This is a genomic window from Paenibacillus taihuensis, assembly GCF_003386535.1.
Classification (GTDB): domain Bacteria; phylum Bacillota; class Bacilli; order Paenibacillales; family Paenibacillaceae; genus Paenibacillus_Z; species Paenibacillus_Z taihuensis.
This window is the reverse complement of record NZ_QTTN01000017.1, coordinates 89999-113310: the sequence shown is the minus strand read 5'-3', so window position 1 is coordinate 113310 and position 23312 is coordinate 89999. Positions and strand designations below refer to the sequence as shown.

Genomic DNA, 23312 nt, shown 5'->3' with positions numbered 1-23312 from the left:
CGTCCCCTCTTCTATTCCGAAACTGCGCTCTTGCAGCCTATCTCTTTAATTATCGGCGGTTTTGTTTCAATGTGACATACCAATCGTAGATGTACATTAACAAGAAGCCCGCGAACAAGCCGCCAATATGAGCCCATACACCAATATTCGGCGCGATGAACGTGTACAGCAGCCCGAAGATCAGGATGGTATATACCGTCTTGCGGGAGTTCACATCCATCGAGCGTTTCATAACCGCCAAGTAGAGATAAGCGCCGAACACACCGTAAATCGAACCAGATGCACCCGCACCATACGTCTCCGTGCTCGCGATTGCGCTCAGCAGGTTGCCAACGATGCCGCACAGCAGATAGAAACCGGCATACCGGACGTGGCCCAGCATCCGCTCCAGCGGCGGCGCAAAGATGAGCATGCTGAACATGTTGTAGAAGATGTGCGAAATGCTCAGATGCAGAAACTCCGCGGTTACATAGCGCCACGGTTCGTCGAAGGAGAAATAATGACCATTTGGCGTGCTTCTGAAAAAACCGCGATCGAGTAATGTGCCATTGAATACGAGATGATCAAGAATGTATACGAGCAAGTTGATGGCTATAATCGCGGAAGTAACCGGATAGAACCGCAAATAGCTGCGGAAGCTTTCATATCGGAGAAAAATCAAACCGTTCCACACTCCCTATTGGACAATGGTATTTCATTATGCTTATAATAATTTTGGTAATAAACCTATTCCATTTCAAGGAGGCTGTTTTTTAATGGCGCAAGAACGTACAGGCGTTGCAACGCTTAAAGGCAATCCGCTTACTCTGATCGGTCCAGAACTTAAAGTTGGTGACCAAGCACCAGATTTCCAATTGAACAAATCGCTGGTTGACGTAGTCTCCTTGAAGGATTTCGCAGGCAAAGTAAAGCTTGTCAGCGTAGTTCCTTCCATCGATACAGGCGTTTGCGATGCGCAAACTCGCCGCTTTAACGAAGAAGCTGGCAAATTCGGTGACAACGTTGCGATTCTTACGGTCAGCGTAGACCTTCCATTCGCTCAAGCTCGCTGGTGCGGCGCTGCAGGCGTAGACAAAGTGGTTATGCTCTCCGACTACAGAAACAACAACTTCGGCGAAGCTTATGGCGTTCTGATCAAAGACTTGAACCTCGACATGCGTGCAATCTTCGTCATCGACGCTAACGACACGATTCAATACGTGGAAGTGCTTGGCGAAATGACTGAGCACCCGAACTACGAGAATGCACTTAACGCGCTTCAAGCACTCGTATAAGCTACATAAACCATGATAAAAGCGAGGTAAGGGACCCCCTTCCTCGCTTTTTCTCGTTTACACTTGCGTTATTATATGCTGGATGTTTTATACTGAGCCAGCTTCTTATCGAGAGTCCGGTAAATATCAAGAATAATCCGATAGTTGGAACCAAGGTCTCCGAAAGAACCGCGCGACGCGGAGTAAATATCTACAGCAGCTGTTACTGGGTTCACATTAATGACCGAGACGGTAATGTCCATTGTACGTCCGGTAACCGTCCGCTTCTCGAGAACAATCTCACCTACGGAAGGAACTTCATGAAGCAGCTTATAGCCTTGCATTTTTTTGAGTGTGGAGACGACTTCTTCCCACGCCTTCTCCCGGGATAATTTGTAGTAATGGGATTTAAGCAACGGATCTTTCGCTTTATCGCCAGTCAATTCATGACTGCGCAGCAACCCGACGAGGGTCCGCTTCAACAAAGGTAATCTCCCCCTCCAACTGTCTATGTACACTATCAAACATCATAGCATAGATGATGATACAAAAAAAAGGGGTTGCCCCCTTTTTCATTTGAATCATATACCCGCTCTGCCGTCCAGCTTGCTTGTTTCTGAACCCGCTCTCGCAGGTGGGTGGCCGCAGAAGCGTTTTTGAGATCCCTTTTCGAGGGCATGTCAGCTGCGCTTCAATTGAGTCTCCCTAAAAACAGCCATTGGTTCAAAACAAGTGATAAGCCGTAACGTACATCGCAGGATGTATTGCTATTATAGACGTATCTTAAGCAAAAGTAAACTCGAGGACTTCAGCTATTTAATGGTCGGTTGTCCTTCTTCTGTATGCAGGACAATTCCCTCTTCCTCAAGCCGTTTACGCTCCTCTTCCGCCTCGGCTTCCGCTGCCTTCTGCATTTGATCTTGCAGCTTCGTGTAGATGCCGTAGAAGTTCCAGAATGCGATGATCGAGACAACGCTGCCTGTGAAGAACGGAACGAGGAACATCAGCTTAGGCGAGCTGAAGCTAATGTAGATCACGAATCCGCACAGAATGACAGTCGACAGCGAACGGAACGGACGTCCGATTGTGAGCAGCACGGCGTTCTTAAGCAGCTGCGTCGTCTTCATGTGGTAATGAACAACCATCGAGAAGAAGTTAAACAACGATACAGCCAGCAATGCGAGAAGCGCGATGAACAGATACGACAACAGTCGCAGCGATTCAAGCTTCACCAAGTACACGCGGAAGTCGACGATCAGAACGGAGAACAGAATAACATAGATGATACCGCCGATCATGGCTTGTACGTAGCTGTCCTTGTAGTTCCGGAAGAACGTACGAAGCAGCGGCGCATCAACTTCGCCCATTACCCATTTGCGCGCTACGGCGAACATGGCCGCAGTTGCCGGGAATAACGTGAATGGAGCTACAATGCCTGCTACGATAAAGTAACCGAGCAATTGGTCGCCGTTTTGTGCGAATAAAACCGGGAACAGCAAGATAATAAACGGCAGCGAACAAATAATCCAGAGCACGTTCGTCACCGATAAGCGCATTATCCATTCCGAGATTTTGTAAAACCCGCCCATCATGCCTCTCATTTCCATGTTGCTTTATCCTCCTAGCAAGCGATTTCATTTTCTTCTACGATAACTATAATATAGTCTTCCCCATAAGCCAACGCCCATTTTCGGGAATGTGGGCATGCGTCTAAACGGCTATAACCTAAACGCATACATTATAGTGTTACGATTGCCCATGCTAGCAGGTAAAGGAGGCCGTCTCATGAGCAGTGCCCATCACGGAAACTTGACTTCCCCCGCTATCATTCTCGTTCTGTTTATCTTGCTGATCATCATTGTAGGAGCTTGCTTCTGTTAAAAAGAAAGGGGCGTCTATTTATCCGATTACTCGGCTAAACAGATGCCCCTGTGTTCATTACCGCTTATTCAACAGAGGATGGACGTGGACGACGAGCTTCGCCGCGTCCTTCGCCGCTGCGGCCTTTGCCGCCGCCATCGCGGTCGCGATCACGGCCGTAGCCGCTGCCGCTTCCACTGCCGCTGCGATTGCCGCCGCTGTAGCCGCCGCGTCCGCCATTCTCACCGCGTCCACGAGGGCCGCTGCCGGAACGACTGCCGCCGCCGAATGGACCGCCGGAGAAACGGCGTCCGTTCGATCGAACATCCGGTCTGCGCTTCTTCGCACGAATTGGATCTTCCGGCGTAAGCTCGATGTTGACATCCTTCTTCTCGCCAGTGATCAGTTTGATTGCTGCTGCCAGCAAGTTAACGGAATCGTACTGCTCAAGCAATTGAATTGCAATTGCCTTGAACTCATTTACGCCTTCCGCATCAAGCCCTTCAAGAATACGTTCAGCCGTAATACGTTGCTTGCCTTCGATTGCTTCTGCAAGGCTAGGCAGCGGCTTCTTCGCAATCTTGTGACGCGTTACACGCTCGATGAAGTGCATATGATCCAGCTCGCGTGGTGTTACGAACGACCAAGCGACGCCTTCTTTACCAGCACGGCCCGTACGGCCGATACGGTGTACATAACTCTCCGGATCTTGCGGCAAGTCAAAGTTAATAACGTGCGTTACGCCCGAAACGTCAAGACCACGAGCTGCAACGTCTGTCGCAACTAGGACATCGATGCTGCCGTCGCGGAATTTACGCATCACGTTGTCACGCTGATTTTGGGACAAGTCACCATGCAGACCGTCAGCGGAATATCCGCGTTTCTGCAACGCTTCGCTCAATTCGTCTACACGACGCTTCGTACGACCGAAAATGATAGCAAGCTCAGGCGATTCCATATCAAGCAAACGGCTAAGCGCATCGAACTTCTGGCGCTCATGCACTTCAATGTACGCTTGATCGATGGACGGAGCAGTCACTTGTGTCGGGATAACCGATACATGCTCAGGGTTCTTCAGGAACTGGTCAGCCAGTTTACGGATGTTCGTCGGCATTGTTGCCGAGAACAGCATCGTTTGGCGGTTGTCCGGTACGAGGGACAAGATGGAAGTAATGTCTTCCATGAAGCCCATATCGAGCATTTCGTCCGCTTCGTCGAGAATAACCGTTTGTACATCGTCCAATTTGATCGTTTTGCGGTTGATGTGATCGAGCAAACGACCTGGCGTACCGATAATAATTTGTGGGCGCTTCTTCAGTGCTCGGATCTGACGTCCGATCTCTTGACCACCATAAATTGGAAGCGAACGCAAACCTTTGTAACGAGTAAGCTTTCCGATTTCTTCCGAAACTTGGATCGCAAGCTCACGGGTCGGGGTCATAATTAGTGCGACGATACGATCTTCGGTTACCGGAATCTTGTTGACAAGCGGAATACCGAAGGCAGCCGTCTTACCCGTTCCTGTTTGTGCTTGGCCGATCATATCGGTGCCGGTAAGCGCAATTGGAATGGATTTGGATTGGATTGGCGTTGATTCCTCAAAACCAAGCTCTGTGATGGCTTGAAGAACCTTAGGTTCCAAGCCGAATTCTGCAAATGTTTTCAAACTCAAATGTTTTCAATCTCCTTCTATCTGCATCCTACAGAAAATATTCAGTTCATTATAGCACAAACGACTTTCAGAATACCAGTTAACACTTCAGACACATACTAGCTCTATTTGAAGGAATAGACAAACTTTGTGTCCTTTTGTTAAACTGCTAAATGGCTTTCCAAACTTCCTAGAGGTGAAATGACCATGCGATCATCAAGAACTGCAGCAATTACACTATTTAGCGCAATGCTCATCGCTTTCGGCTTCAACCAGCTGCTCATCCCCCACAAAATGATCAGCGGCGGCGTATCCGGCATTACGATGATAATCGGTTATGCATCCGGTCTCAACATTGGCTGGCTTTATTTTATTCTAAATGTACCTATTTTAATCTGGGGATGGCGTGAGCTCGGAATGCGTTTTGTTGGCTGGAGCGTACTCTCCGTTGCAGCAACGACGGTGTTTATGCAGCTTATACCCGTCAAGCCGCTCGTGGCGGATTTGACGCTCGGCGCCGTGTTCGGCGGGGTCGTCGTCGGCTTCGGCAGCGGACTTGCACTCTGGGAAGGCGCTTCGTCAGGCGGATTTGATATCATTGCCGCGATCGTCACACGCAAACGGGATATTTCGGTCGGCATGCTTATTTTTCTGCTGAATGGGACCGTTATTGCCGCACTCGGTCTGTTAACCAATGATTGGGATGTCGCTCTGTTCTCGCTGCTCTCGATCTTCACGACAGGTAAAATTATCGACCTTATCCATATTAAGCATGTGAAGGTGACCGCGTTCATCGTAACGTCGAAGACGGAGGAACTTCGCGAGGCGTTAATTCCGTTGTACCGCGGTGTTACGGTAATCAAGACGCGCGGAGGGTACACCAATTCTGAGAATGATATGCTGATGACGGTAACTACCCGCTACGAGCTTAGCCAGCTCCGGCAGATTATCGCAAAGACAGATCCGCGAGCGTTCGTTAATATTGTAGAGACGGTCGGCGTGCTTGGCGAGTTCCGCAAGTCTTCATTATAAGCTCCTTATAAGCACGTTAATATAGGCAACTGCCAAGCTTCAAAAGATCGGGCAGTGGCAAGAATGGAATTTTCAGGAGAAGCACTAGGTTTTTCATGATGCTGCTGTTATAATAAATCTATCCCAAAGCCTCAAGTTTCGTGCCATACGTTTTACCCTCCATTACGATGAAAGGGTGATGCTTCATGGATATGGAAACAGTCAGACTCGTACAGATTGTGGAGAAGCTAGTACCAGAACTGGTGCCTTTTCTCACGGAGCGGGAATTGAATTTGAACATTGTGCTGCGTGATGGACTGGCATTTCTGGAGCCTGAAGACGCGGTTGAGATTGTGCAGCATAGCATTTGCGAGCATCAGAAAGAAGTGCTACTGCAATAGAACTTGGAACACGGAACGAGACCTTTCGAGGGGCTCGTTCTTTTTTTTGTCATTTTACCGCAAAATCCTACAAAATACCTCTGTGCCCATCTGTAAAACTGCATTATAATCGTACTGACTTCGCATGCGGGGAGAGAGCAGAAATGGATGTTCTTATTCAGTCGTTATTGTTGTTATTACATGTCTTAACCGGCCCAACTTCTTCAGCAAGCACCGGCACCGGTGCCGCCGTAACGCAAACCGCCTCGACCCAACAGCTGCTCACAACACTGTTGTCAGCATCACAGCAGCATATTCAGCCCGCTACTACGGCGCAACCTGGAGCAGCAACCGGATCAAGCGGATCAGGGAGCACAGCCACAGGCTCGGACACCGCAGCCGGGTTCACCAAGCACGATCCTCAGCCGAATGCGCCTGAAGTAAAGGGCATTTATGTAACCGCACACAGTGCAGGCGGTGCTAGGATGGAGAAGCTGCTTAGCCTGCTCGATGTAACCGAGCTCAACAGCATGGTCATCGATCTGAAGGATGACGCCGGCTACATCACTTATCCAACGAAAAATCCAGAGCTCCTTAAGCTCGGTAAAACACAGAGGTATATCGGAGATATCAACAAACTGATGGACAGGCTGGGTAAGCATGACGTCTATCCGATCGGCCGCATCGTCGTATTTAAGGATACGGTCCTTGCTCGCAGCCACCCTGAGTTGTCATACCGTCGCAAGGACGGCTCCGTCTGGGAGAATGGCAAAGGAGACAGCTTCGTTAACCCCTACCGGCATGAAGTATGGGATTATAACATCGCCATCGCCAAAGAAGCGGTGAAGCTTGGCTTCAAGGAGATTCAGTTCGACTACGTCCGATTCCCGGAAGGCTTCGAGAAGAAAGCCGACTCGCTCGTCTTCGATAAAACGAAAGACTCCCGCGTCGATACGATCGCAGCGTTCGTGAAGTACGCCAAGTCCCAGCTCGAACCGCTCGGCGTTCGCGTATCGGTCGACATCTTCGGCTACGCCGCATCTGTTCCGGCAGCGGAAGGCATCGGTCAAGATTTTGTGAAAATTTCGAAGAACGTCGATGTCATCTCTCCGATGGTCTACCCGAGCCACTACACGACAGGCTGGTTCGGCCAGAAGGATCCGGACAAGAGCCCATATGCCACAATCAAAGGCTCGATGCTCGATACACATAAGAAGCTGAACCCCATCGGCTCGTTCAAGCCGATCATTCGGCCATGGATTCAAGACTTCACCGCAAGCTGGCTTGGCAAAGGGCATTATATTCCGTATGGCAAAACCGAAGTGGAAGCGCAAATTAAAGCATTGCACGATACCGGAATTCATGAATACTTATTATGGAACGCGAACAATCGTTACTCGGCAGATGTGAAATACTAATCGATACTTCTCCAGCAAAAAACGCTTTGCAGCCCAACGTCCGGCGAATGACCGAACGAAGGAGCGCAAAGCGTTTTTCATTGTTGCGTTATAACTTAGCGAGCGCGCAATGTTGCCGCCAGCTTCAAGAAATAAGGCACCGTCTTATGGATACGGGTCTGCACATCCATCGACTTCGGTGAGCCATCTGGATTGAACTCACGGTTAGCGCCGCCGACGGAGATCCATTCCGGGCAGTTAATTCCGTGCATGTTACGAACAATCGCTTGCATCTGCGTAAGCGAGCTTACGCCAACCGCGCCGCCAGCCGAGCTGACCGACAATACGGCTTTGCTGTCAAAGTGATCGCCGCCCATAAAGTCGAGCGCATTTTTCAGTACGCCTGACATGCTGCCGTGATACTCCGGCGTGCTGAGCACGATAGCGTCGCTGTGCAATACCGTTTCACGCATGCCCGCTACATTCTTATTCGAATCCGCACCTGCATCCCCGTAGAAAGGCAGCGGCTGCTTGTATAGATCAATCAATGTAACCTGGTGGCCTTCACTCTCCATCACCTTCTTAATGTAGAGGGACACGCTCGTGCTCGTTGCATTCGCCCGGTTACTGCCAGCAATCATAGCTATTCTCATGATGATATTTCCCCTTCCAAACAAACTATCTTCACATTTACTTTACATACATAATAGTATGTTTTGTTTGTTTGGTCAATATATCCAGCCTACGAATTTGGAATTAAATAACCGTTGCCTGCTTCCGTCCGCTTCTTCTCCACAATCGCCACTTGCTTCAGCACTGGCTTCTTCAAGTAATGACGCTCTACGTGGCTGTCAACGACAGAGAAAGCTTTCTCGTCCGTCTCCGCAAGCAGGATGAGATGCGCCGAGCTGTCTTCCATTTCAATCTCGATTTTGTACAAGAACATATTAACCGCTCCATTCTATAATTGAATCAAAAAAGCCTTACACTTGCGCTTCCGGCAGGGATTTGGAATGGATCCATCCCGGCGAGCAGCGCCGTGTAAGGCTTTCGCTTATTTATTGAGATAACCGAAGCGCCAGGTTGTAGAGATCCATGTTGAACGGTTTCTTCGTATTTACAACTTTATCGATATCCGTCACGACAAGCTCGCCGTTGATGATACCGCATGCTTTGCCGGAATCGCCTTCCATCAGCTTGCGTACCGCGAAGTCGCCAAGCTGGCTCGCAAGAATCCGGTCATTGTGCGTCGGCGAACCGCCGCGCTGAATGTGGCCAAGCACCGTAACGCGCGGCTCCATGCCGGAACGCTGTGTAATGCCTTTGCCGATTTCTTCGCCGGAGCCTGCGCCCTCAGCAACAACGATAATACTATGACGCTTGCCGGAGCCGAAGTTCTCCTGCATCCGGTTTGCCACTTGATCGAGATCGAATGGAACTTCCGGTACGATAATCGTTTCCGCACCGCTCGCAAGACCTGCATACAGCGCGATATCGCCGCAGTGACGGCCCATAACTTCAACGACGGACGAACGCTCATGCGATGTCATCGTGTCGCGCAGCTTGTTGATTGCATCCACTACGATGCTAACCGCTGTATCAAAACCGATTGTGTAATCTGTGAACGGAATATCGTTATCGATTGTACCTGGCAGACCCATTGTTTTGATGCCGAGTTTGCTCAGCTTGTTCGCTCCTTGGTACGAGCCGTCGCCGCCAATGACGACAAGACCGTCGATACCGCGAGCACGCAGCACATCTGCACCTTTCTGCTGACCTTCTGGTGTCAGGAACTCTTTGCATCGTGCCGTTTGCAGAATCGTGCCGCCGCGCTGAATGATGTCACCTACGCTGCGAAGATCCATCTGACGAAGATCATCGTTAAGCAAGCCTTGGTAGCCGCGTTGTACGCCGTAAACTTCCAATCCATGATACAAAGCGCTGCGCACAACCGCGCGTACAGCGGCATTCATACCTTGCGAGTCTCCACCGCTAGTTAGAACGGCAATTCTTTTTACTGCTGACATAATATCCCACTCCTTGTATTTATCTGTGTCTCTTTTATAACCTATATAAACAATTAAGATTGACGCATACGTATTAAAACACTGTTTCCCCAGAAGAATAGCCTCGTAAGCGGACTCTTCTTCATAAGACGCTTGGACACCAGCTTCACATCCTGCTGTCCCCGAACTTTAGGATCGGACAAATAAAGCGCCATCAAACCTTCTATCACCATACGGTGAAACTTAGGCGCAGCCATATTGCACACATCCTTGCGGGCGCTCTCGACGATGAAGCCGATGCGATCCACAAGCTGCCGCTGATCACTATAGTAATTGCAGAAATTCAAATCACCGCCCTCGCGGTCTTCCTGCTGATCGATCAAATAGTCCAGCATAATATGAAGGCCGCAAACATGCGGGAAGTATGAATCGCGGATAAACCGTGCATCTTCTTCGGTACAATCCTCGAAAGAAGCAGCCAGGAATAACATGAACATGCCAAGCGTGGAGCCAGTTGCAGCGGCAAATTCGTTCCAGTACAGCTGCGGCACCTTCTCCTTGTGCTGCTCCCACCATGCAAGCAGCGCCGGTTCGCGCTTCGGCTTCGCAATATGCTTGTACACTTGCAAGTCGCCATATAAGCCGACGAGCTCTGTCACATAAGGCTGCACCGACGCATAGGAAGGCAGCTGTCTGATCGAGTTCTGGCAGGTGCGGACAAGCTCATGCAAGTAACCGCCATCTTCCCGTTCAGTACGCAACGCGTAATAGTCGATTAACGGTGCGTTCGGATCAACGGCATCCAGCATCGACTGATGCAGCAGCCGAAAATCATCCGGGTCCAGCGAAGTACTCCGGTCACACAAGTTATCCAAATAATCGCTGATCGTCTGTAGTGCAACGATAAGCGGGACAAGTATTGCTCTGCTCTCCAAGTTAGCCGCGGAGTAAATTCCTCCGCCTTCGCAGTGAAACTGCTTGCTAGTCATACTGGCGATCGCCTGCGTACGCAGCTCTTCATCCGGGATACGTTCCGCAATGGCACGCAGCCGGCCAAGCTCAGCTCTTACTTCAGGCAGCACATATTTGTACACGCGTTTCATAAGGCGAATCGGCGTTTGCGGGAACTGGCGGGCCTGTTCTGACATTTTCATAGATGGCGCCCTCCTTCTTCCACAGCCTTCTAAACGTTAAGAATGGCGCTTATTCTCGATTTCTTGGTTCGTGCGATACCAGATATGTAAATCATTAATTCGGCTTGCCAGTTCGGCAATATCCGAGTTAAGGGTACATGAAAGCTCAAAGTCTTCTTCTTCAAAAAGTGCCGCTTGCTTTACATTAATGATTCGCTCGAAAGCAAACACACGGTCTGGGATGGTTCCGCGAATAATCTCCCACTGCGTGACGATGAACGTCCGTTCTTCTTCACTGTACAGCTCCCATTCTTGATGAAGGGACGGCAGCGAGATTCCAAGCCGGTCATTCCATGCAAAATAATGGTTCACGTCTCAAAACCTCCATCCACTAATGTACCATTTCATAGAATACAAATCCAGCGCGAAAACTTGTTCCCCCTGTGCTATACTGTTGGACATATTGTCTTTTTTCGGAGTATGCAAAATGATTTGGAGTGAAACATATTGGGTTCTACAGCAGCATCAGACTCTATAGCATCAGCATCCGCCCATCCTAAGCGGGAAGTGCTGACGCTTCGCATTTTCTTATACCTAGTCTATACGACACAAGCGATCGTCGGTACTTATTTGCCGCTCTACTTCCTGGACAAAGGCTTCAGCGCAAGCCAGATCGGCGTTGTCTATTCATGCGGACCGTTCATCTCGATCTTCGCCAATCTCATCTTCGGTACGGCAAGCGATAAATTCAGAACGATCCAGAAGATTATGACCTTGCTCATGCTTGGACAGCTCGTCATGATTTCGATGTTATTCACAACGAATACATTCGCGTTAATCTGCGTCATCATGCTGGCGTACTACTTCTTCCAAATGCCAGTCATTCCGCTAAGCGACAGTCTCATCTTGTTGTCCAGCCGATATACAGGAACGCCGTTCGCGCTTATACGGCTATTCGGATCGATCGGATTCGCGATGTCCGCTTTCCTAGGGGGTCAGCTGCTGAAGTCAACAGGCTCTGCTGCCACTGTGCCGCTAGCGATGTGCTCGATCGGCCTCGGGCTGCTCGTTTCCGTCATGTTGAAGGATTATCAAGGCTCAACGCGCAAAGTCGATTTCAGCGGATTTCTGAAGCTGCTTCGCAAGCCGGACATCCTGATCTACTTCGCGATCATCCTCGTTCTCTCTATCGCCCATCGGATGAACGAAGGCTTTCTCGCCGTCACGCTGCGCGAGATGGGCGCGGGCGATTCCTTGGTCGGCCTCGCCTGGATGACGTCGGCGATCAGCGAAATTCCGATCCTGTACCTGCTCGGCAAATACGGTCACAAGTTCAAGGAGCTGCCTCTGCTGGCCATCGCGAGTGTCATGTACGCGATAAGATTCTTCCTGATCAGCGAAATTTCGTCGCCAATCTGGATCATCCCGATCCAAGCGATGCACAGCGTGACGTTCGGCATCTTCTTGGTAACGGCGCTTCGCTATTTGACGTCCATCATCCCCGATGAGTTCCGATCCTCGGGCCAAGCCGTCTATGCGATCGTCTGGAGCGGCTTCGCCGGGGTCATCAGCGGCACGGTCGGCGGCGTGATCTTCGAACATTTCGGCAGCTCCGACTTCTTCAAGACAGCAACGGTGCTGTCTCTTATCGCAGCAGCTGCGTTCCTCGTGAAGCACTATTTCCGCCGCGATCACTAATGAATGTGAATAACAGATACAAAAAAAGACCCGGCAGCATGCTGTCCGGGTCGTTATCATTATGAATGCCTTCACGTATTGGAAGCTTCCATGAGGAAGCAACGATGATTACAGTTTAACAACGTTAGCAGCTTGTGGTCCGCGGTTGCCTTGCGTAATATCGAATTCTACGGATTGACCTTCATCCAGCGATTTGAAGCCTTCGCCTTGAATTGCAGAATAGTGAACGAACACGTCTTCTCCGCCATCAACTTGAATGAAGCCATAGCCTTTCTCTGCGTTAAACCATTTTACTGTTCCTTTCAATGTAACAACCTCCTAAAAATGAACGCCTGTAAACAGGGCGACTTGATTTATTATATACCCAGATGGATAATTTTGCAATTAAAATTGGGCAAAAAGACCAAGCTCTGACCCAGGAATAAATGGCAGCTTGGACTGGAACAAGCCCGTCGTTACGCCATTCCTGCCTAAATCGGAACGCAAGCGCTCAAGCTCCGAGTATGGCTCCCACCGAAGCGATACAATTGGATAAATACGCACGATGCCGCCTGGCTTGCAAACACGGATCATCTCCATCACCGCGCGCAGATGGAACTCATAATCGAACTGATCCTCGTAGAGAAATAGAAAATGGCTGCACAATACAATTCCGAATTCACCGTCTGAATAAGGCAGGCTCGGCAGACTGCCAGCAAGGTAGCGTTTCTTACGCTCCTCATCGCGGCTATACTGCGCCGCGAATGACTCCAATGACCTGATGCGGCCTGCCCGATGCTGCTCGAAGCTTCCATAATAGCTGAGGTCATACTTGCCCCCGACACTCATCAGCTTCGCGGTCGAGACATCAATTTCCTCACGCGCTTCGGCCGCCAGCTGCTCAGATAGTTTGGCATAGCGCGGGTCAACGGCATACGCATCAAGCCCCCGCTCGCATGCGTCCGCCGTAAACGAGGAAGCGCCTGCCGCAATATCAAGCAGCTTTCCGCATGCGTGCAAATCCACGTCTTCAAGGTCAAACATCCGTACATACTCTTCGAAACTTCGGCAAGTCACCGCGACACCTGTCTGCGGGTACCCTTTACTGCTGCCCATGCTCATACTCACACTCATCTCTCCTCTGCTCGACTCATCTAAACTCATCTCAACTCAATACAGGCTGTCAGCAAACACAGGCCGCAGCTTGCGTTTGCCACATTCTACCATGACAACCATTTGATTTCTACCCCTTATTTTGGCTATGATTGAAGGATACAACATGCTTTTTTCGAAGGGATGGTCTACATGTTCAAGAAGGTTCAAATTTATAAAACAGATAAATATAACATGCTCAACGTTGAGGTGCAGGGCAAGACGCTGGTCTTACGAGAAATTAACGATCAATGGGGCGAAGAATGCCACACGTTCGTCAGCCGTCAGGAGATGCTGCACTGGGCGGAGAACCGCTTCCGCGCGGCTGATTTTGTAGGCCGTGAAGAAGAGCTCGCGGAAATTATGGAACGTTTCCGTTCCGTCTAATTTAACGCTGGATCGGCAGGAGGAAAATTCATCCTGCACATCGAACATAACCTTGTACGAAGCTGCATAGGTTATCGCAAAAGGGGAGTATCGAGCAAAAGTGGATACAACAGCTGCGCTTATTTTTATCATTGCTGCTTTCTCGCTGGGACTCATCATCATCATGCAGCGGAACAACATTCCTGCGAATTTGCGCAGAGGGCTTGCTATCGCAGCGATCGCGTTTGTCGCATTTGCCTTTTTCTTAATCGTGTACAGTTTGACGACAATGGGGTCATAACGAAGCGCGCGGCGGGCTAAACTACTGTCACAACCTACCTTAGGAGCGTGACTGCTAGTGAGATGGCTGCCAATCGTACTCTCGGTCTCTCTGCTTGCTGGCAGTACTGTCAGCTTGCAGCATGAGGACGAAGATTCCCATTCTGCTTTACCGACTAAATATCAGGCGAGGAGGGTTCCTATGAACCAATTACCGAAACGTTCCGAGACTGCCCCTGAGCACCGCTGGAAGCTCGAGGACATCTTCGCGGATCAATCCGCGTGGGACAAGGAATACGCACAGGCGAAGGAAGAGATGAAGAAAGTAGAGGCATTCCAAGGCAAGCTCGCGGATGCGCAGCAGCTGAAAGCTTGCTTCGAACTTGAGGACGAGCTTTCGCTCAAAGTCGAGCGCCTCTATGTTTATGCGAATATGAAGCATCACGAAGATACGGCTGAGCCAACGTTCCAAGCGCTCTCGGATAAGTCCAAGAAGCTGAGCGTGGAAACAGGCGAAGCGCTGTCCTTCATCACACCTGAGGTGCTGAGCCTCTCCGACGAAGCGCTTGGCGCCATGATCGAGAATCCCGACCTCGCCAAGTACCGCCTAACGCTCGAAGAGATGCGCCGTCAGAAAGCGCATGTGCTCTCCAAGTCCGAGGAAGCGCTTCTCGCACAAGTGGGCAACATATCGCAAGCACCAGGTACTATCTTCAATATGCTGAATAATGCCGATCTCAAGTTCCCGAAAGTGAAGGACGAGAACGGTCAAGAGGTTGAGCTGACGCAAGGCCGCTACATACAGTTTCTGGAGAGTAAGAATCGCGATGTTCGCGAAGGCGCCTTTAAGGCGATGTACGACACGTACGGCAAGCTGAAAAATACGATCGCATCGACGCTCGCCGCCAATGTGACGAAGAATGTTTTCTACTCCCGTGCCCGCAAGTATCCGTCTGTACTCGAAATGTCCCTCTACGGCGACAACATTCCGAAAGAGGTTTATTCGAATCTCATCAGCACCATTCACAAGCATCTTCCGCTTATGCACCGTTACATGGAGCTGCGCAAGAAGCTGCTGAAGGTCGAAGAGCTGCATATGTACGACCTGTTCGCTCCGCTCGTTGATGAGTTCAAGATGGACATCACTTACGAGGATGCGAAGAAAACCGTTAGCGAAAGCTTGAAGCCGCTCGGTCAAGATTACTTGACAGTGCTGCAGGATGGCTTCGACAATAGCTGGATCGACGTTTACGAGAACGAAGGCAAGCGCAGCGGTGCTTACAGCTGGGGCGCGTACGGCACGCATCCTTACGTCCTGCTGAACCATAAAGACAACTTGAACAGCATGTTCACGCTCACGCACGAAATGGGTCACGCGCTGCATTCCTACTACTCCGACAACAATCAGGATTACCGCGACGCGCAGTATACGATCTTCCTGGCAGAGGTTGCTTCGACATTGAACGAGGCGCTGCTGATGGATTACATGCTGAAGAAATCGACGGATCCGAAGGAGAAAATGTATCTGCTGACGTACTACGCCGACCAATTCCGGACGACCGTATTCCGCCAGACGATGTTCGCGGAGTTCGAGAAAATCATTCACGAGCGCGCGGAAGAAGGCGACTCCCTCACGCCGCAAGAGTTCAGCAAAATCTACTATGACCTCAACAAGCTGTACTACGGCGAAGGCATGGTCATCGATAAAGATATTGAAATGGAATGGGCGCGTATCCCGCACTTCTACACCAGCTTCTACGTGTATAAGTACGCGACAGGCTTCTCGGCTGCAACGAGCTTCTCGAAGCAGATCCTCGACGAAGGCGCACCGGCGGTGGAACGTTACCTCGGTTTCCTGAAGAGCGGCGGCAGCGACTACTCCATCAACATTCTCAAGAAGGCCGGCGTCGATATGTCATCGCCAGAGCCGATCGAGCAAGCGATGAGCGTGTTCGAGGAATTGATTACGCAGATGGAACAGTTGACTTCTTAAGTCTCAGACTAAGTTTCAGATGCAAAAAAGGGGCTATCCCGGCAATGCCGCTAAGGCAAATTCCGAGGATAGCCCCTCTCTTATGGTTAGGAACCGATCGACGATTGCTGGTTCTTGAACAGCTCCGCCACTTCCGCGAAGCTTGTGACAGCACGATCGAGCCGTTTCGCCAGCTCCTCATCGAGCTCTAAGCCGCCCGCTTCAAGCTTCTTCACCTGCGAGTCAACCGCATAAACGCCTGACGTGACATGCTTCGCATACAGGGCGGACAGCACCGGCTTCAGCGCATAGTCGATGGTCAGCAAGTGAGCGATGGTTCCGCCGATGAACAATGGCAGAATTACTTTCCCTTCCAGCCCGGTCTGTGGCAGCAGATCGAGGTAGGTTTTCAGAACGCCTGTGAACGATGCTTTGTACACCGGACTGGCAATAATGATAGCATCCGCCTCTGTAATGCGCTTATTCGCTTCAATGATTGCCGGGCTATCCCAGCGTGCAAGAATAAGATCCTCCGCTGGCAGCGACGCCACATGAAGATAACTCACTTCCCAACCGAGCTGGCGCAGCTTCTCCTCCGCATATCCCGTCAAACCGTTCAACCGTGAAACCTGGCTTGGACTTCCCGATACGATAACTACATTCGGCATGATGTCGCCCTCCAATCTACTTTGGCAATATTATACTAATATTATTCCGATAAGTAAACTGTGATTAGTTTGAAAATAACACGGGAGCTGCAGTCCGACCTCCCAACGATCATCATACAGCTCCCGTATATGTGGCGTCTACTTCGTCTCTTCCGGCGGATACAGAATGATCCGCCCATCTTCCATTTCGACGCGCACTTTGTTCTTCTCTTTGAATTCCTCCGCCTGCAAATAGGTAGCCGGAATTTGCAGTCGTCCCGCTTTGTCGATGACGGCATATTCCACGTGGCTTTCCTCCGGCACGAAACCTGCGCCGCCGCTCTCCATCGCCGCGAGCTCCTCCGCGTAGGATTGGCGGCGAATAATCTCGGACGACGTCTTGCCGTCACGGATCGCGACGACCCGGTCTACCTTCCGCGCGAGCAGCGGATCATGCGTTACGATAACGATTGTAATGCCGATGCTGCGGTTCAATTCTCGGAACAGATCCAGAATCTGATTCGACATCTTCGTATCGAGCGAGCCGGTCGGCTCATCCGCCAGCAGCAGCTTCGGTTCATTCGCCAGCGCGATGGCGATGGCGACACGCTGCTGCTCACCGCCGGACAGCTCGCTTAACCGGTTCTTCGTCCGGTGGCTAAGTCCAACGGCATCGAGCAGCTCTAGCGCCCTCAGCCTCTTGCCGCGGCCCTTGAGCAGAATCGGCAGCTCTACGTTCTCAAGCGCGGTCAAATACGGAATGAGGTTGCGCGCATTACTCTGCCAGACGAAGCCGACCGTCTCACGCTTATACTTCACCAGATCGCGCTCCGTAAACTTGAGCAGATCTTTATCGTCGACGAGCAGCTTGCCGGCGGAAGGGCGATCCAATCCGCCTAGCATGTTAAGCAGCGTCGACTTGCCGCTGCCGCTGTTGCCGATAATCGCCATCAGCTCGCCGGCCTCTACATGCAGATCGAGACCTTGCAGCGCGACGACTTCGAGATCATCCGTCTTATAAATTTTGACAAGCCCATCGCAATGAATCATCTGTTATTCCTCCCCAAGCTTCAGCGCCTGCGTAATCTTCATACGCGAAATCCGGATGCCGAGCACGAGCAGTCCGATCGTAATCATCGTGCCAACGACGCTGTACAGCTGGACATAGTCGCTAAGCTGGCGAACGATTGCAAACGGCGGCACTTGATCCGAAGCGCTGAAGGACAGCTGAAATAACGGAACGAACATGCTGCTGACCGTGTTCCCAATTAATACGCCGAACACAATCGCAGCAGCCGAGGTGAGAAGTTGCTCGCTTAGCAGCATGCCGATAATTTGCAGGAACGATATCCCCATCGCCCGCAAAATACCGAACTGCAGGGTACGTCCAGATAACGTAAGCACCCAGAACAACAGGAATCCGAAGAAGCTGATCATCATGGAGATGACGAACCCTAGCGTCATTACGCCATTGATAGCAAGTCGGAACGGATCGTTCTTGGAACGGATGAGCAGCTGGCTGGCGTCAACCAAGCTTTCAACCGGTACATTTTTCTTCTCGAGATCCGCATAAATGACAGAGCTTGTCGCGTCCTTCTTCAGCTTGATCCAAACCTCGTAAGGCTCGAGCGCCAAGTGGTTCTGAATGTAAGACAGATGGCCGACGACAAGGTTAGGCAGACGTACGTCCGGGTTATCTTTGTCGCCTGCCGCCGGAAGCGGATTCCAGCCCGGCCAGTAATCGATTATGCCATAGACGATAAAGTTAGCGCTGTCGAGCCCTGCCCACTTGGCAGAGAGCGGATCGCCTGGCTTCACGCCAAATTTGTCCGCAAGACTTCTAGAAACCAGCACAGCCTTCGGATTCGAAGCGAGCAGGTTCAAGTAGCTGTTGATCGGATATTGCATCAAACCGCCGCGCATCCAAGCTACTTTGCCGAAGTCGTACGTATCGATGCCATACAGCGTCGTTGCGCCGTTCTGCCCGTTAGCCGAGAAGCTGGCATCGGTCTTACGGAATACGCGCGCAGCTGTATCAACACCGGCAAGCTGCTGCATTGTAATAAACGACGGCTCTGTATACGTCACAATCTTCGGTGCAGCAGCCGCAGTGGCTGCATCCTGTGGCCCAGGCGCTCCCGGCGGTGCTGGAGGCGGCTTATCATTGTCCCAATGGACGGACAGTTGAATATCCGAACCGGTTGTATATTGGATCTTGTCCTCCATATTCCCATTAATCGTCCGTGCCGCATTGGCGCTGAACAACCCCATCGCAACGGTCATAATGAGGAATACCTTGATCGTCAAGTACTGTGATGACGAGCGGCTAATCTGCAGCAGCGTCGAGTAGAGTGCTGGCGTCCACCATCTGCGTCCGATCCAGAACACCAGCTTGATCAGCCATGGATAGATGCGAAGCACGAACAGTCCGATGCCAAGCGAGAACAGCGCAGGCATGAAGAACAGCAGCGGGTCGACTTGAATTGCCGTCGGATCCAGCGCGAGCGCCTTCAGCCCATCCATGCGCGTATTGAAGCTGTGCAGCATGTAGATGGCGATGCCAAGCAGGATGATATCTGCGCCTGTCTTATGCCAGAACGACATTTTGTTCGAACGCGCCATCTGCTGCTTGTGACCGACAATCGTCGTGCGAGTCGCCAGTAATGCCGGCACCAGAATGAGAATGATCGAGCCGCATACTGCAGCAATCGCAATCCGATAGGAAGAGCTGTTCAGCACCACGTCAAGCGAGGATCGCTGTACGAACTCGAGGAAGCCGCTGGATGCGCCTAATATCTTCGTGAAGAACACTCCAATATATGGACCTGCCGCAAGTGCAAGCGCACCGAGAATCAAGCTCTCGATCAGGAACACCAGCATAATTTGCAGTCTGCTCGCTCCACGGCTGCGCAAAACAGAGATTTCCGTCTTCTGCCGCTCAATGATGAGGTTCGCCGCCATGTACAAGTAGAACGCAAGCATGAACATAACCGGCGAGTAGAGCGACCAGAGCATCACGTCGAGCTTCTCTTGCTTCTCCGTGTACGTCGCAATCGAAGTCTTAGCAGGCATATCGACAGCCGCAATGCCAAGGCGCATGTTGAAATAATTGTTCATCGCATTGAATTGGCCCAAGTAATTGTCGATATGATCGATATTCATCTGCTCATAATTAAGCGCATACTGCCAGGCGATGACCGAAAGCTTCAGCAGCCCTTCATTTTGCACAAAATCATGGTCAAACTGCTGGTATGGAATGTAGAACGATGAATTGTAATTTTCTACGTTGAACTGGTCGTAGATGTTATCGCTCTTCGACTCCACAATGCCGACTGGAATGAGATGAAGCTCTTTGCCCGTGTCCTTGTTCTTGTAGACGAATTCTTTGTTAAGATCGCGCTTCAAATCGATAATAAACTTCTGTGTTACGAGTACTTCGTACACGCCGTCTTTGCGGTTCGGGTCTGGCAGGCGGCCGTCAATGACGTGTACCCGCTTCTCCAAATCGCTGATCGTACGGAAGCTGCCGGAGACATTAAGCTCCTTCTTCTCCCGCTCAGACGCATCGACAGGAATGACCTTAAAAGACTGTGTACCGCGCGAGATCACATAAGACTGCGAATCCAGCCCGAACCGGGTAGGCGCATTCTTCATGTAACGATCTGCCTTCTGAACGAGCGAGTGAATCTCGTCGAAGGTATGAACACCAGAGATCGAAGTCGAAGCCCGGAGTGTACCCGGATATATCCCTTGATCCTTCTGAAGCTGCTGAAGCTGTTTAAATAACGTCCGCTGCAAAATAGCATGAGAGTAGAGCGGCATGGAGCTGAATAACGCAACGCAAATTGTAAGCCCGAACCAAAGATTAAGCTGTAGCCAGCGATTTTTCGCCATTTTTCGAAAAATCATCGTCCAAATCGCCATCGTTATCTGTTCACCCTCTTCTAAACCGCTTCGAATATTAGTTATTCAAGACGACTTTCATACCAGTCTCAAGCCCTTTGACAATCTCGACATCGGTCGATGTCGTAATGCCGGGCTGCACATCCACTTCTTTGCGGCGGTCGCCGTCAACGACTTGCACATACGTTCGGCCAAGGTAAGTTCTAAGGCCGCTCTTCGGAATAACGATTACATTGTCATGCTTCTGTAAGCTGATCTTGATCTCTGCTGCTTTGCCAAGCTCAAGCTTCGCTCCCTTGGTCGTAACATCGATGTAGAGCAGCTTCGTGTTGCGCTCATCGACATCTTTATTACCTGTAAGCGGCGCATCGGATGGGGACTGCACCACGATACCTTCATATTTGTCATTGCCGATCGTCACATCTACCGGCATATCGCGCTGGATAGCGGTAATCGTCTTCGAATCATCAGCTGTATGAATGAGTCTCATCTTCGTCGGATCGGAAATGGTGACAAGCGGCGTGTAACCGTTCAATCCGTCACCGGGTGACTTCACATCGGCATAGGAAATAACACCACTAATGGGAGCAATCAGCTTCGCCGAATCGTACTGCTCCTTCATGGCGTCCATCATCAGTTGTTCGCGTTCCAGATCGATTTCTTTCATACGCAGGCTCGTCCCGGATTCGCCGCTCGCCTTCGCGCTGTGCAGCACAATTTCGGCACGCTCCAAACTGAGCTTCTCGAGATTCATCCGCAGGTCGAGATCTCCCATATCCAGCTCGGCGATCAAGTCGCCTGCCTTCACCTCATCGCCCTGCTTGACGTAGAGCTCCTTCAATCTGCCGCTCTGCTTATAAAATAAAGGGACATTATAGCTGGATACTACGGTTGCGGCGCCGGAAAACTTCAGTTCGATCGTATCTTTCTTCACATCGATCGCATCGACTTTCTCAGCTGCCGGCTTCACGAGCGGGGGCTGAATGTTCAGCTCTTTCTGCGGCAGCAGCGAGCAGCCGGATAACAGGGAGACGCAAGCAATTACGGCAGCGGTTTGCTTCAATATACGGCGGCGTCTCTTATGAGTTTGACTGGTTCGACTCAGTGACAATCTCTCCATCCTCCAATGCAATAACATGATCAACGATTTCCATGATGCCGGGATCGTGGGTCGTCATAACGACGGTCATGCCAAGATTTTCTACGAGGTCGCGAAACACTTTAATGACTTGCAATCCCATCCGGCTGTCCAGCTCGGCTGTCGGCTCGTCAGCTAGAAGAAGAATCGGCTGATGGGCAATCGCTCTAGCAATAGCTACGCGCTGCTGCTCACCACCGGATAGCTCGGGCGGACGATGCTTCATTCTCGGCTTCATCCCTACCCATTCCAGCGCGCGCTCTGCTCGCTCCCTGTTCAGCTTGTTGTCGTTGCCTGCAATGCGCAGTCCGAATTCAACATTCTCGTAAGCAGACATAAGCGGGATAAGTCCGAAGGCTTGAAAAACAAGGCCGAGATGCGTCCGACGCCAGTTGCTGCGCTGCTTCTCGGGCAGCTTGGAAACGATCTGTCCGTTGAAGAACACTTCGCCTTCCGTCGGCTGATCGAGCGCGGCGAGCAAGTTCAGCAGCGTCGTCTTTCCTGAGCCCGATCGGCCTTTGAGCGCGATCATCGAGCCTTTGTTAATCGACAAATTAATATTTTTGACAGCGGTTACAGAATTGTCGCCGCGGCCAAACACCTTTTTAACATTTACAGCTTTCAGCAGCGGTTGATCCAAAGGCGTTGACAACTCCGCCGTAGTGATTATCACAGGCAGCCAATCTCCTTCCCTATTCCCTTTGCTTCTTCATAATCTGTAAATTTTTTCTATTAGAGTTAGGATACTAGGGTAGCTATAGGCTGTCAACCAGCTAGTTTGGCAGCATCGGAGCAGTTACGCCTAATATGCAGTTGATTATAACCGTTTTCAAGGCAAAATGGGTGAATATTGCGAAAATAATGTGAAGTTTGTGGAGAGGCTGGGGAGGCACGGGGAGCTAGGTAGAATGGAAAGCTAGAGAGCTAAGTAGACTGGGGAGCTATTCAACAAGACCTTGGACGTCCTTTTGCCACCTGCGCCACTGAGTAGCTAGATTGCTGTGTTGGATTTATCCACTTTATTATCCAGATATTAGGTGCTTTCAGCAGGTATGTTGGATTTATCCATTCATTTATAGCGAAATGGTCCTAATTCGTGGCTTTCGAGCCGAAATGAGTGGATTTTTCCATTATAGCAAGCAAATATCGCTCAAATAGCCCTCCTATGATGGATATATCCAACATGGCACGAGTTGAGCTCGTGGGTGCTGCTGTACGTGGAACCACTCTTCAGCGTAACCAGCTGGATTTCCTCGCTTGTGTGGTACGTAGTACCACTCTTCAGCGTAACCAGCTGGATTTCCTCGCTTGTGTGTTACGTAGTACCACTCTTCAGCGAAACCGGCCGGATTTCCTCCCTTGTGTGGTACGTGGTACCACTCTTCAGTTATACCGGCCGGATTTCCTCCCTTGTGTGGTAAGTAGTACCACTCTTCAGCGAAACCAGCCGGATTTCCTCGCTTGTGTGGTACGTCGTACCACTCTTC

Annotated in this window: 25 protein-coding genes and 1 other RNA gene; 9 read left to right on the top strand and 17 right to left on the bottom strand. The window is 50.7% G+C overall.

What is annotated here, in order from left to right; translation table 11 throughout:
• Positions 1–49: 49 nt before the first annotated feature.
• Positions 50–661 carry a rhomboid family intramembrane serine protease gene (locus A8990_RS15645; RefSeq protein WP_116189974.1) on the bottom strand — a complete coding sequence of 204 codons (612 nt, stop codon included), beginning with the start codon at positions 659–661 and terminating at the stop codon, positions 50–52.
• A gap of 94 nt (positions 662–755) precedes the next feature.
• On the opposite strand from A8990_RS15645, the gene tpx reads away from it, so the two are divergent.
• Positions 756–1274: a thiol peroxidase gene (gene tpx / locus A8990_RS15640; RefSeq protein ID WP_116189973.1), complete on the top strand. Its 519-nt coding sequence runs from the start codon at positions 756–758 to the stop codon at positions 1272–1274.
• A gap of 71 nt (positions 1275–1345) precedes the next feature.
• Here tpx and A8990_RS15635 read toward each other — a convergent pair whose 3' ends face one another.
• The 3 genes from A8990_RS15635 to A8990_RS15625 all read right to left on the bottom strand — a co-directional run bounded on the left by A8990_RS15635 (position 1346) and on the right by A8990_RS15625 (position 2860).
• Positions 1346–1738, bottom strand: a complete 393-nt coding sequence (locus tag A8990_RS15635) for a DUF1499 domain-containing protein (protein WP_116189972.1) — start codon at positions 1736–1738, stop codon at positions 1346–1348.
• Positions 1739–1836: 98 nt separating this feature from the next.
• Positions 1837–2017: non-coding RNA, 6S RNA (ssrS, locus tag A8990_RS15630), on the bottom strand.
• Between the two features lie 48 nt (positions 2018–2065).
• Positions 2066–2860 carry a YesL family protein gene (locus A8990_RS15625; protein ID WP_116189971.1) on the bottom strand — a complete coding sequence of 265 codons (795 nt, stop codon included), beginning with the start codon at positions 2858–2860 and terminating at the stop codon, positions 2066–2068.
• A gap of 97 nt (positions 2861–2957) precedes the next feature.
• On the opposite strand from A8990_RS15625, the gene A8990_RS32605 reads away from it, so the two are divergent.
• Complete coding sequence (locus tag A8990_RS32605; RefSeq protein WP_342772870.1) at positions 2958–3134, top strand: YjcZ family sporulation protein; 177 nt, start codon at positions 2958–2960, stop codon at positions 3132–3134.
• Between the two features lie 64 nt (positions 3135–3198).
• On the opposite strand, the gene cshA is transcribed toward A8990_RS32605, so the two are convergent.
• Positions 3199–4779 carry a degradosome RNA helicase CshA gene (gene cshA / locus A8990_RS15615; RefSeq protein WP_116189996.1) on the bottom strand — a complete coding sequence of 527 codons (1581 nt, stop codon included), beginning with the start codon at positions 4777–4779 and terminating at the stop codon, positions 3199–3201.
• Between the two features lie 186 nt (positions 4780–4965).
• On the opposite strand from cshA, the gene A8990_RS15610 reads away from it, so the two are divergent.
• From A8990_RS15610 to A8990_RS15600, 3 genes are all read left to right on the top strand, one after another.
• Positions 4966–5796, top strand: coding sequence for a YitT family protein (locus A8990_RS15610; protein ID WP_116189969.1), 831 nt, complete (start codon positions 4966–4968; stop codon positions 5794–5796).
• Positions 5797–5981: 185 nt separating this feature from the next.
• Positions 5982–6176, top strand: a complete 195-nt coding sequence (locus A8990_RS15605) for a hypothetical protein (RefSeq protein ID WP_116189968.1) — start codon at positions 5982–5984, stop codon at positions 6174–6176.
• A 143-nt stretch (positions 6177–6319) separates the two neighbouring features.
• A complete protein-coding gene (locus A8990_RS15600) occupies positions 6320–7573 on the top strand; it encodes a putative glycoside hydrolase (RefSeq protein WP_116189967.1) in 1254 nt (417 codons plus the stop codon).
• Between the two features lie 95 nt (positions 7574–7668).
• Here A8990_RS15600 and A8990_RS15595 read toward each other — a convergent pair whose 3' ends face one another.
• The 5 genes from A8990_RS15595 to A8990_RS15575 form a co-directional block, all read right to left on the bottom strand.
• Positions 7669–8205, bottom strand: coding sequence for an NADPH-dependent FMN reductase (locus A8990_RS15595; protein ID WP_116189966.1), 537 nt, complete (start codon positions 8203–8205; stop codon positions 7669–7671).
• An 89-nt stretch (positions 8206–8294) separates the two neighbouring features.
• Entirely contained in the window at positions 8295–8498 is a 204-nt protein-coding gene (locus A8990_RS15590; protein WP_090578873.1) for a DUF3906 family protein, read from the bottom strand.
• A gap of 112 nt (positions 8499–8610) precedes the next feature.
• Positions 8611–9579 (bottom strand): 6-phosphofructokinase, encoded by a 969-nt coding sequence (gene pfkA / locus A8990_RS15585; RefSeq protein WP_116189965.1) that lies wholly within the window; start codon positions 9577–9579, stop codon positions 8611–8613.
• 53 nt (positions 9580–9632) lie between these two features.
• Positions 9633–10712: a tetraprenyl-beta-curcumene synthase family protein gene (locus A8990_RS15580; protein WP_116189964.1), complete on the bottom strand. Its 1080-nt coding sequence runs from the start codon at positions 10710–10712 to the stop codon at positions 9633–9635.
• A gap of 36 nt (positions 10713–10748) precedes the next feature.
• Positions 10749–11063: a hypothetical protein gene (locus tag A8990_RS15575; RefSeq protein WP_116189963.1), complete on the bottom strand. Its 315-nt coding sequence runs from the start codon at positions 11061–11063 to the stop codon at positions 10749–10751.
• Between the two features lie 135 nt (positions 11064–11198).
• On the opposite strand from A8990_RS15575, the gene A8990_RS15570 reads away from it, so the two are divergent.
• Entirely contained in the window at positions 11199–12389 is a 1191-nt protein-coding gene (locus tag A8990_RS15570) for an MFS transporter (RefSeq protein WP_116189962.1), read from the top strand.
• Between the two features lie 108 nt (positions 12390–12497).
• Here the strand turns inward: A8990_RS15570 and A8990_RS15565 are convergent, their stop codons facing one another.
• Entirely contained in the window at positions 12498–12695 is a 198-nt protein-coding gene (locus A8990_RS15565; protein ID WP_116189961.1) for a cold shock domain-containing protein, read from the bottom strand.
• Between the two features lie 78 nt (positions 12696–12773).
• Positions 12774–13490, bottom strand: coding sequence for a class I SAM-dependent methyltransferase (locus A8990_RS15560; protein ID WP_116189960.1), 717 nt, complete (start codon positions 13488–13490; stop codon positions 12774–12776).
• 183 nt (positions 13491–13673) lie between these two features.
• Between A8990_RS15560 and A8990_RS15555 the strand changes: the two genes are divergently transcribed.
• The 3 genes from A8990_RS15555 to pepF all read left to right on the top strand — a co-directional run bounded on the left by A8990_RS15555 (position 13674) and on the right by pepF (position 16158).
• Complete coding sequence (locus A8990_RS15555) at positions 13674–13907, top strand: C2 domain-containing protein (protein ID WP_116189959.1); 234 nt, start codon at positions 13674–13676, stop codon at positions 13905–13907.
• Between the two features lie 100 nt (positions 13908–14007).
• A complete protein-coding gene (locus A8990_RS15550; protein WP_116189958.1) occupies positions 14008–14187 on the top strand; it encodes a hypothetical protein in 180 nt (59 codons plus the stop codon).
• Positions 14188–14367: 180 nt separating this feature from the next.
• The gene (gene pepF, locus A8990_RS15545; RefSeq protein WP_116189957.1) at positions 14368–16158 is read left to right on the top strand and encodes an oligoendopeptidase F; all 1791 of its coding nucleotides are present in this window, start codon (positions 14368–14370) and stop codon (positions 16156–16158) included.
• Between the two features lie 86 nt (positions 16159–16244).
• On the opposite strand, the gene ssuE is transcribed toward pepF, so the two are convergent.
• The 5 genes from ssuE to A8990_RS15520 form a co-directional block, all read right to left on the bottom strand.
• Complete coding sequence (gene ssuE, locus A8990_RS15540; RefSeq protein WP_116189956.1) at positions 16245–16805, bottom strand: NADPH-dependent FMN reductase; 561 nt, start codon at positions 16803–16805, stop codon at positions 16245–16247.
• A gap of 138 nt (positions 16806–16943) precedes the next feature.
• Complete coding sequence (locus tag A8990_RS15535) at positions 16944–17834, bottom strand: ABC transporter ATP-binding protein (RefSeq protein ID WP_116189955.1); 891 nt, start codon at positions 17832–17834, stop codon at positions 16944–16946.
• A 3-nt stretch (positions 17835–17837) separates the two neighbouring features.
• Positions 17838–20708: an ABC transporter permease gene (locus A8990_RS15530; protein ID WP_116189954.1), complete on the bottom strand. Its 2871-nt coding sequence runs from the start codon at positions 20706–20708 to the stop codon at positions 17838–17840.
• A gap of 37 nt (positions 20709–20745) precedes the next feature.
• Positions 20746–21750: an efflux RND transporter periplasmic adaptor subunit gene (locus A8990_RS15525; protein ID WP_181909597.1), complete on the bottom strand. Its 1005-nt coding sequence runs from the start codon at positions 21748–21750 to the stop codon at positions 20746–20748.
• A 16-nt stretch (positions 21751–21766) separates the two neighbouring features.
• Positions 21767–22498: an ABC transporter ATP-binding protein gene (locus tag A8990_RS15520; protein ID WP_245996041.1), complete on the bottom strand. Its 732-nt coding sequence runs from the start codon at positions 22496–22498 to the stop codon at positions 21767–21769.
• Between the last annotated feature and the right edge of the window lie 814 nt (positions 22499–23312).

Coding starts and splice junctions, on each gene's coding strand:
- tpx (WP_116189973.1), top strand. CDS start 756: ATGGCGCAAGAACGTACAGGCGTTGCAACGCTTAAAGGCAATCCGCTT.
- A8990_RS15625 (WP_116189971.1), bottom strand. CDS start 2,860: ATGGAAATGAGAGGCATGATGGGCGGGTTTTACAAAATCTCGGAATGG.
- A8990_RS32605 (WP_342772870.1), top strand. CDS start 2,958: ATGCGTCTAAACGGCTATAACCTAAACGCATACATTATAGTGTTACGA.
- A8990_RS15610 (WP_116189969.1), top strand. CDS start 4,966: ATGACCATGCGATCATCAAGAACTGCAGCAATTACACTATTTAGCGCA.
- A8990_RS15605 (WP_116189968.1), top strand. CDS start 5,982: ATGGATATGGAAACAGTCAGACTCGTACAGATTGTGGAGAAGCTAGTA.
- A8990_RS15600 (WP_116189967.1), top strand. CDS start 6,320: ATGGATGTTCTTATTCAGTCGTTATTGTTGTTATTACATGTCTTAACC.
- A8990_RS15595 (WP_116189966.1), bottom strand. CDS start 8,205: ATGAGAATAGCTATGATTGCTGGCAGTAACCGGGCGAATGCAACGAGC.
- A8990_RS15590 (WP_090578873.1), bottom strand. CDS start 8,498: ATGTTCTTGTACAAAATCGAGATTGAAATGGAAGACAGCTCGGCGCAT.
- pfkA (WP_116189965.1), bottom strand. CDS start 9,579: ATGTCAGCAGTAAAAAGAATTGCCGTTCTAACTAGCGGTGGAGACTCG.
- A8990_RS15580 (WP_116189964.1), bottom strand. CDS start 10,712: ATGAAAATGTCAGAACAGGCCCGCCAGTTCCCGCAAACGCCGATTCGC.
- A8990_RS15560 (WP_116189960.1), bottom strand. CDS start 13,490: ATGAGCATGGGCAGCAGTAAAGGGTACCCGCAGACAGGTGTCGCGGTG.
- A8990_RS15555 (WP_116189959.1), top strand. CDS start 13,674: ATGTTCAAGAAGGTTCAAATTTATAAAACAGATAAATATAACATGCTC.
- pepF (WP_116189957.1), top strand. CDS start 14,368: ATGAACCAATTACCGAAACGTTCCGAGACTGCCCCTGAGCACCGCTGG.
- ssuE (WP_116189956.1), bottom strand. CDS start 16,805: ATGCCGAATGTAGTTATCGTATCGGGAAGTCCAAGCCAGGTTTCACGG.
- A8990_RS15535 (WP_116189955.1), bottom strand. CDS start 17,834: ATGATTCATTGCGATGGGCTTGTCAAAATTTATAAGACGGATGATCTC.
- A8990_RS15530 (WP_116189954.1), bottom strand. CDS start 20,708: ATGGCGATTTGGACGATGATTTTTCGAAAAATGGCGAAAAATCGCTGG.